We start from the raw sequence: 7,957 nt of genomic DNA on the forward strand, positions 1-7,957 counted from the left end.
ACCACTGTCTCTCCTTTCTTAATCACCGTATCAATATGATTCATCCCGTAATTGTACGACAACATCAGATGGTTCGGAACATCGAATATAGCGATGTCAGCCTGTTTTCCCGTTTCCAGACTGCCGATTTTATCCTCACTGTTAATCGCATGGGCAGCATTGATCGTAGCTGCTGTGAGAACCTCTTCTGGTGTCATGCCCATCTTCAGGCAGCCCAGGTTCATGATGAACTGCAGGGATAGTGTTGGCGATGAGCCCGGATTAGCATCGGTCGATAATGCAACAGGGACTCCACCATCAATCATTTTCCGCGCATTAGCATACTCCGCCATCAGGAAAAATGCAGTCCCCGGCAGCAGGACACCCATCACATTGTTTTCAGCCATATCATGGATACCTTCGTCAGACGCCTTCAGTAAATGATCTGCTGAAATTGCACCGACTTCCGCAGCCAGTTCAGCACCGCCATACGGCTCGATTTCATCGGCGTGAATTTTTGGGACGAGCCCATACTCCTTACCGGCTTCCAGAATCCGGCGTGACTGATCCGGTGTGAAAACGCCGCGTTCACAGAATACATCATTGAATTTAGCCAGTTTCCGCTCTGCCACTTCCGGAATCATCTCTTCAATCACCCTGCTGACAAACGGCTCCGGGTTATCCCGCTCGTCAACCGGAATAGCGTGTGCGCCCATAAATGTGGACACGACATCCATGGCATGATCCTCGTTTAATTTTGCGGCGACTTCAAGCTGTTTCAATTCATGCTCCAATGACAAGCCATAGCCGCTTTTGGCCTCGACCGTCGTCACCCCGTACTGGAAAAAGGTATCAAGACGCTGTTTTGATTCAGCATACAGTTGGTCGAAATCGGCTTCCTTGGTCGCTTTGGTTGTTGCATGAATCCCGCCCCCGGCATTCATGATCTCCATATATGTCTTGCCTTTCAGCCGCATTGCGTACTCATTCTCCCGTGTTCCGGCATGCACCAGATGGGTATGCGGGTCAATCAGTCCTGGTGTGACCGTTTTTCCTGTTGCATCATGCATCTCCGCCTCATCAATGTCCTTTTGGTATTGCTGATTGAACTCCGGCAGCTTGCCGACTGCCACGATTTTTCCGTCCTTTATGAGCACGCTCCCATTTTCAATAATGTTCAATTCTCGCATCGTTTCACGCTTAGCCGGCTGTCCCGAATGTCCTGCCATCGTCACGACTTGCGCAGCATTTTTAATCAAAAGTGTTTGTGTCATGTTATACCTCCTCGTATCTTTCCTTAGATTTACAACAGTACTATCAATCTATAGCGGACCGCTTTGACCTGCTGTAATCTACAGCGCTGCAGCAGCAAAACTTATGAACGTTCTTCCTTGTTGTTCAGCATCGGAATTTGGACGCCCTTCTCTCGTGCGGTTTCCTCTGCCAGTTCATAGCCTGCATCGACATGCCGTACGACTCCCATGCCTGGGTCTGTCGTCAGCACCCGCTCAAGCCTGGATTCCGCATCTATTGTTCCATCAGCAACAATGACCATCCCGGCATGCAGTGAGTAACCCATGCCGACACCACCACCGTGATGCACACTGACCCAGCTGGCACCGCCGACACTGTTAATGAGTGCATTCAATATCGGCCAGTCTGCCACTGCATCACTGCCGTCTTTCATGCCTTCTGTCTCGCGGTTGGGCGATGCGACCGATCCGGAATCCAAATGATCGCGACCGATAACAATTGGTGCTTTCAATTCGCCGCTTGCGACCATCTCATTGATGATTTTGCCAAATCGGGCGCGTTCCCCGTAGCCAAGCCAGCAAATTCGAGACGGCAGCCCTTGAAAGCTGATTTTTTCCCTTGCCATTCGGATCCAGTTGCAAAGGGGTTTATTGTAGCTGAATTCCCGCAAAATCACTTCATCGGTCTTATAAATATCTTCCGGATCACCGGACAGTGCCACCCAGCGGAACGGCCCCTTGCCCTCGCAAAACTGCGGCCGGATGTAGGCCGGAACAAAACCCGGAAAATCAAACGCGTTCGTCACGCCTTCATCTTTGGCAACCTGACGAATGTTGTTGCCATAGTCAAACGTTACTGCGCCCTTTTGTTGCATCGCAAGCATTGCTTCCACATGACGGGCAATGCTAGTGCGAGAAAGCTTTGTATAATGTGCTGGATCATGCTTTCGTAAATCAGCTGCTTCATCCAGTGTCATCTCAACTGGTACATACCCATTTTTCGGATCGTGTGCTGACGTCTGATCGGTGAGTACATCCGGAACAAACCCTTTTTCAATCATTTCCGGCAAAATTTCTGCCGCATTTCCGAGCAGCCCAATCGAGAGCGCCTTGCCTGTATCACGTGCTTCCCGGGCCAGCTTCAGCGCATGGTCCAAATCATCCGCCTGCGTGTCAAGGTATTTCGTTTCCAGGCGCCGGTCAATCCGGTGCTGATCGACTTCAACGGCAATACAGACACCGTCATTCAGCGTGACCGCGAGAGGCTGTGCACCGCCCATGCCGCCAAGCCCGGCTGACAGTGTGATCGCCCCTTTCAAACTGCCACCGAAATGCTGTCGTGCGCACTCCGCGAATGTTTCAAACGTTCCCTGCACGATACCCTGGCTGCCAATGTAAATCCAGCTTCCCGCCGTCATCTGGCCGTACATCATCAGTCCCTTTTGATCAAGCTCATTGAAATGATCCCAATTTGCCCATGCCGGCACCAGATTGGAATTGGCCAACAGTACTTTCGGTGCGTCCTTGTGCGATTTGAAAACGGCAACCGGTTTGCCGGACTGGATAAGAAGCGTTTCGTCATTTTCCAGCCGCTTTAGCTCCCTGACAATTGCTTCATAGCTCTCCCAATTACGTGCTGCTCTGCCGATTCCGCCATAGACAACCAATTCATCCGGGTTCTCCGCCACATCCGGATTCAAATTGTTATTCAGCATCCGGAGTGCCGCTTCCTGCAGCCACCCTTTCGTGTGCAGTTCTGATCCGCGATACTGAATCACCGGTGTATTTGTTTTCGCCGTCATACCATCATCTCCCATTCCAGGTTTTATAAAGCGCTTACAAATATCACTTACGAAAAGCCCGCATCGTTTCAGCCGCCAAATACGCTGCCAGTCTGACCGTTTTATCACTCTCGTCTACCAGCGGATTAACCTCTGATATATCGAAACTGAGTAAATTCCGTTTTCCCGCAGCATACGTCAAAAGCTCCCGGACCGTTTTCGGATCCAATCCCAATGGTGACGGTGCACTCACTCCCGGTGCCGCAGAAGCCACGATTGAATCAGTACAGAGCGTCATGATCAGATAATCATACCGCTTCGAAAAATCATCAATTGCCGCAAACGTATTCCCGAAATCGTCCGGCGTGATATCCTTCTCCAAAATATATTCGCAGCCGTATGCATCAGCTGTTTCAAACAATGCATTTGTGTTCCCGAACTCCTGGATCCCCAGACATAAATATCCAACATTGCCGTTTTCCTCCAAAATCTGTCTGAACATCGTGCCGGACGAGGGCTCCGGATCATCCCGCATATCAAAATGCGCATCGATATTGATAATTCCAAGCGTTTTATCCGGACCTATATAGTCCCTTGCACCAAGATAATGCCCATACAATGTTTCATGTCCGCCGCCAAAGATAATCGGTGTGACGCCTGTCTGAAAAGTCTCCTTAATATAATAGCCCAATTCCGCCTGTGCCGCTTCCAATGCTTCTCCTTCACAATGAACATTGCCGACATCAATCGTTTGCCCATCCATAAGATACGGCAACTTGGCTAAAAACTGCCGGATTACACCAGGGGCCTGTGCAGCGCCCTGCCTTCCTTTATTGCGCCGGACACCTTCGTCACTGGCAAACCCGATGATACCAAACCCGTTTTCGTCTGACGTCAGCTCATCAAGTCCCATTAAATGAACTACCTGATGAAACCGGAAATTTGACGGGTTCGCATCATCGTCAATTCTGCCAGACCAAACTTGCTTATCTGCTAATGTATAAATACAATCACCCCAATTCATGCTGTCAGTTTCTGAAAATAACAACTTTAATAAATATTATAATTCACCTGTGATATAATGACTAATACTAATTTTTTATATTTCGATAGTATTTGTCTATAGGAGGATATAAACCATGGATATACGCCAATTAAAATACTTCACGACTCTTGTTGATGAACAAACTTACACAAAGGCAGCCAGCGCGCTGCACATCTCACAGCCATCGTTAAGTGCCGCGATCAAAAAATTGGAAGAGGAAGTCGGCTTGATTCTGATTGATCGCTCAAAACGACAGCTCCAGATTACAAGAGAAGGTCAGATTCTTTATCAGGAGTCCCGAAAACTGCTCCATCATTATGAGCACGTCTCTTTTGAAATGGATCGCCTCAAGCAGCAGGGACCACTGGAACTGTCAATCGGTCTGATTGAATCATCGATGTTTTTTATACCCAACATCTTGACACATTTCAAGCAAGAATATCATGAGGTTCGCATCAGCCTGCTCGAGACTTTAAGCCTCACCGACGTCATGAAAGCCTTAAACAACTTTGATATCCATCTTGCCATTACCAATCAGTACATTCATCAGGAAGATATCGAAACAATACCAATCTATGAGGAAAATCTTGTCGCACTCATTCCTCCCGGCCACACATTAAACCAGAGAGACACGCTTCACATTCATGATCTGGAAGAGGAAAATTTCATTGTTTGCAAAGAGGGGTTCCAGACACGGCAGGACATTCTCAATGCCTTCAGCAAATCAGGGGTTAAACCGAACATCCAGTTTGAAATCGAGCGGTTCGAAACCGGCTGCAGCCTCGTGGAGGACGGGCTCGGCATTACCGTCGTACCCGAAAACTACGTCCGCTATTCCAAACAGACAGACTGCGCCATCAAAAAAATAGATAGTGCCAGCATCTCACGAATCGTCTATCTCGCTTATGACAAAAACCGTTACCAGCCGCCGATTGTCATGCGTTTTATCGAACTTGTGAGGGAATTCTTTGTGTGATGTCTGTCATTCATCCCTGGAAAGGAATCCATGAAACGAATTGTTAAGAATGAAGTCCGTTGAAAAAACCGCATGTCAAAACTCATGCGGTTTTATTGAGACTTTAGACTCATTTCTCACCGTTATCAGGCAAAATTTGAAGTTTTGTCTTGCAAAAATCAGGATACATATGTAAAATACCAAAAGTTTGCTTTAGCAGTATCTGGGGAAAGGAGCTTAAAGGGTGAGTCCATGCGACAGTTATCAGACGAATTGCTCATTGAATTATACCATCGGGCAGTCGAGTACGAATTAGAAAATGATTTTATCCAATTGATAAAAGAGGAACTGAGGGATCGTTCCATTATCATTGAAGGGTTTAAAACTGACTAAAGGGGCAAAGGCCTCTTTCTACCCAATAATTGTAAGCACTTTCAAAACCTGGAATCATCCCTGAAGTAAATGTTATTGATGCACAGTAAATTGCGGTTGGAAGGCTGATCCAGTACAAGTGCATCCCCCCTTGAAATTTCACTTCTGACTTATGAAACGGGACTGCCCAGCATCATGTTTTTTTGGGAAAGAAGTTCTCTAAAATGGGTTTGTCGCCCATTGCAGCGATTGTTTAATGAAAATCCTCGGATGCAGTTTCAGCTGCGATACCATGTATTCAGCCAAATCTTCCGGCTGCATAAACTTTTCCGTATCATTTTTATCAGGATTGTCACCGAATATCATTTCCGTCCCGACCATGCTCGGGTTGAGCGTGGAAACACGGATATTATACGGGCGCACTTCCTGCATGAGCGCCTCTGTCATACCCTGCACAGCAAATTTAGACGCACTGTACGATGTTGACCCCGCAGTTCCTTTTAAACCGTTGCTCGATGAAATATTCATAATATCACCCTGATTTTTCTCAATCATTTGCGGCAATACAGCACGGGTAACATGGTACGTACCGAACACATTCACTTCCAATGTATGCTTCCAGTCGTCCGGGTCAATATCCAGAAAATTACCGTTCAGGCCGATGCCTGCATTGTTAAGGAGAATATCAGCAGAGCCAAGGTCGCTTTTCAAATGTTCAACCGCCTGATTCACGTCATCTATTTTTGCAATATCGCACACGGCGTAACTCGTTTTCACGCCGTTGGCTGCAGCTTCCTCTGCCACTGCCTCCAGCTTGCTCTCTGTCCGTGCGATCAGTCCGACATGAACGCCTTCACGCGCCAGTTCAAGTGCTGTTGCCCGGCCGATGCCGCTTCCGGCGCCTGTGATATAGGCGACTTTCCCATTAATGTCCTGTCCCATTATGTACCATCCTTTCAATTATAGTCATTACAATCATTGTACGTTCTGACAGACATATATTCCAGCAAAAAACCTTTGTTTTTCATACCCCTTTTGTGAGTTTCATTTCGATTATAGGTATGAGGAAGTTTATCCAAAGGAGGAGAAAACCAATGACGCGTTTATTCGAAAAAGGCCCAGGCATGTATGCACCCCTCCAGGTTATTTTACAGGATCCAAGCCTGTGGTACAGTCTGCGCAGAAACTTAACCGTTAATCAATGGAGATGGATTTATTTGCACATCATCGGCGGGATGAGTGCTGATGCAATTGCCATTCAGGAAAACACGACAGTCGAAACGGTAAAAATCTGGGGAAGGCAAGTGTACACGCTGCTGGCAAGTGAAGCATTCAGAGAGAAACTATAACCATTTTACGAGGCAAATAATTATGAACTGCATAAACAAATTAATACATTTTACAATCAGATTGAGCTGAATCCTGTCGATATTTCCCGGGAAATAATACAACTTGTCGATAAAGTGAAACTTCATTCAGACACAACGCTTTATCCAACAGAACCAAATCTGGCGACTAATCGCTCATTCTTAACCACCCATGAGTAGGCATAGGAATTGTAAGCTAATGTTTATTCATTTATAATTTTCGTAAAAGGAGGCCACAGCCATGAACAAGAAAAATAGACTTATTCAGAAACCTGATCTGCCGGAGCGACCCGAACCCATCAAAATCGATCAGCTGACAGACCGATCATTTTATGAAATGGTAACTGTTAACAATGGAATCGACCCGGTGTATGCTGAACACGTCCGGTTTGATCAGGTCCATTTCAAGAATGTCACGTTCACCGAAACAGAACTCCCTTTTTCTCAATGGCTTGATGTCATTTTCGACAATTGTGATCTTTCCGGTGCCAAACTGAATGGCGCGCGGCTTAACCGGGTTGAGTTCCGCAATTGCAAGCTTTCCGGCACCAATTTTGACCGGGCAGTGATGCAAGATGTGACATGGAAAGACTGCCAGGCGCCATATATCCTTTGTAACCTGACCAATCTTCGGGATATGCAGTTTGATAATTGTTTGTTAAAGGGGGCTAATTTCATCGATGTATCACAGGATAACCTGCAGTTTGGGAATTCAGATATTGAAGATGTTCAGTTCACCGGTACTTCATTACGAAATGTCGACCTCAGCCGCTCCCGGTTCAACCATTTACATCTCGATGAGGAGGAATTGCGCGGTGCGGTGATCGCACCTGAACAGGCTGCCGGATTTATTGAAGTATTTGGTGTGATAGTGAAGGCTGAATAATGTTTTACCCTTTCAACAGCATCTTCTGCTGTGAATGGAGGCAAAGGTTCTGATATCAATTGGAAATATCCCCAAAACAAGAGATCCTCAGAACTATTGAAACTAATCCTAATATGAGTGCATATAAACCGTACAGCCAGCTATCCATTAGTCCACCTCTTCCAGCCGATACCCTTAGACTCAAAATGCAGCGACCCTGTTAAATATATTTTTTCAACTCACGTAATTGCCACTGTCTTTCTTCAGTAATTCTGTTCATGTCATCTGAAGAGTCGAATCCTACAGCTTTAATCGCATAATCAGCAGCAACCATTGCATG

Annotated in this window: 9 protein-coding genes; 4 read left to right on the forward strand and 5 right to left on the reverse strand. The window is 46.5% G+C overall.

What is annotated here, in order from left to right:
• The 3 genes from hutI to hutG form a co-directional block, all read right to left on the reverse strand.
• The coding region (hutI, locus tag VK097_RS14710) for an imidazolonepropionase (protein WP_324212554.1) at positions 1–1,253 on the reverse strand (1,253 nt) is incomplete at its 3' end.
• 101 nt (positions 1,254–1,354) lie between these two features.
• Positions 1,355–3,034: a urocanate hydratase gene (gene hutU / locus VK097_RS14715; RefSeq protein ID WP_324212555.1), complete on the reverse strand. Its 1,680-nt coding sequence runs from the start codon at positions 3,032–3,034 to the stop codon at positions 1,355–1,357.
• A 43-nt stretch (positions 3,035–3,077) separates the two neighbouring features.
• Positions 3,078–4,037 carry a formimidoylglutamase gene (gene hutG / locus VK097_RS14720; protein WP_324212556.1) on the reverse strand — a complete coding sequence of 320 codons (960 nt, stop codon included), beginning with the start codon at positions 4,035–4,037 and terminating at the stop codon, positions 3,078–3,080.
• A 115-nt stretch (positions 4,038–4,152) separates the two neighbouring features.
• Between hutG and VK097_RS14725 the strand changes: the two genes are divergently transcribed.
• Positions 4,153–5,034: a LysR family transcriptional regulator gene (locus VK097_RS14725; protein WP_324212557.1), complete on the forward strand. Its 882-nt coding sequence runs from the start codon at positions 4,153–4,155 to the stop codon at positions 5,032–5,034.
• A gap of 231 nt (positions 5,035–5,265) precedes the next feature.
• A complete protein-coding gene (locus tag VK097_RS14730; RefSeq protein WP_324212558.1) occupies positions 5,266–5,406 on the forward strand; it encodes a sporulation histidine kinase inhibitor Sda in 141 nt (46 codons plus the stop codon).
• A gap of 198 nt (positions 5,407–5,604) precedes the next feature.
• Here VK097_RS14730 and VK097_RS14735 read toward each other — a convergent pair whose 3' ends face one another.
• Positions 5,605–6,327 carry a 3-ketoacyl-ACP reductase gene (locus VK097_RS14735; RefSeq protein ID WP_324212559.1) on the reverse strand — a complete coding sequence of 241 codons (723 nt, stop codon included), beginning with the start codon at positions 6,325–6,327 and terminating at the stop codon, positions 5,605–5,607.
• Between the two features lie 152 nt (positions 6,328–6,479).
• On the opposite strand from VK097_RS14735, the gene VK097_RS14740 reads away from it, so the two are divergent.
• Together VK097_RS14740 and VK097_RS14745 are read left to right on the forward strand one after the other, a co-directional pair.
• Positions 6,480–6,734: a hypothetical protein gene (locus tag VK097_RS14740; protein WP_324212560.1), complete on the forward strand. Its 255-nt coding sequence runs from the start codon at positions 6,480–6,482 to the stop codon at positions 6,732–6,734.
• A 259-nt stretch (positions 6,735–6,993) separates the two neighbouring features.
• Entirely contained in the window at positions 6,994–7,638 is a 645-nt protein-coding gene (locus tag VK097_RS14745) for a pentapeptide repeat-containing protein (protein ID WP_324212561.1), read from the forward strand.
• A gap of 199 nt (positions 7,639–7,837) precedes the next feature.
• Here the strand turns inward: VK097_RS14745 and VK097_RS15495 are convergent, their stop codons facing one another.
• A complete protein-coding gene (locus tag VK097_RS15495; RefSeq protein ID WP_414672189.1) occupies positions 7,838–7,951 on the reverse strand; it encodes a putative immunity protein in 114 nt (37 codons plus the stop codon).
• Positions 7,952–7,957 lie beyond the last annotated feature (6 nt).

Source organism: Lentibacillus sp. (assembly GCF_035301675.1).
In the GTDB taxonomy this organism is placed as follows: Bacteria; Bacillota; Bacilli; order Bacillales; family Amphibacillaceae; genus Lentibacillus.

What these genes read in the sequence shown, in the direction of transcription:
- hutU (WP_324212555.1), bottom strand. Translation starts at nt 3,034, where the DNA reads ATGACGGCGAAAACAAATACACCGGTGATTCAGTATCGCGGATCAGAA.
- hutG (WP_324212556.1), bottom strand. Translation starts at nt 4,037, where the DNA reads ATGAATTGGGGTGATTGTATTTATACATTAGCAGATAAGCAAGTTTGG.
- VK097_RS14725 (WP_324212557.1), top strand. Translation starts at nt 4,153, where the DNA reads ATGGATATACGCCAATTAAAATACTTCACGACTCTTGTTGATGAACAA.
- VK097_RS14730 (WP_324212558.1), top strand. Translation starts at nt 5,266, where the DNA reads ATGCGACAGTTATCAGACGAATTGCTCATTGAATTATACCATCGGGCA.
- VK097_RS14735 (WP_324212559.1), bottom strand. Translation starts at nt 6,327, where the DNA reads ATGGGACAGGACATTAATGGGAAAGTCGCCTATATCACAGGCGCCGGA.
- VK097_RS14740 (WP_324212560.1), top strand. Translation starts at nt 6,480, where the DNA reads ATGACGCGTTTATTCGAAAAAGGCCCAGGCATGTATGCACCCCTCCAG.
- VK097_RS14745 (WP_324212561.1), top strand. Translation starts at nt 6,994, where the DNA reads ATGAACAAGAAAAATAGACTTATTCAGAAACCTGATCTGCCGGAGCGA.
- VK097_RS15495 (WP_414672189.1), bottom strand. Translation starts at nt 7,951, where the DNA reads ATGGTTGCTGCTGATTATGCGATTAAAGCTGTAGGATTCGACTCTTCA.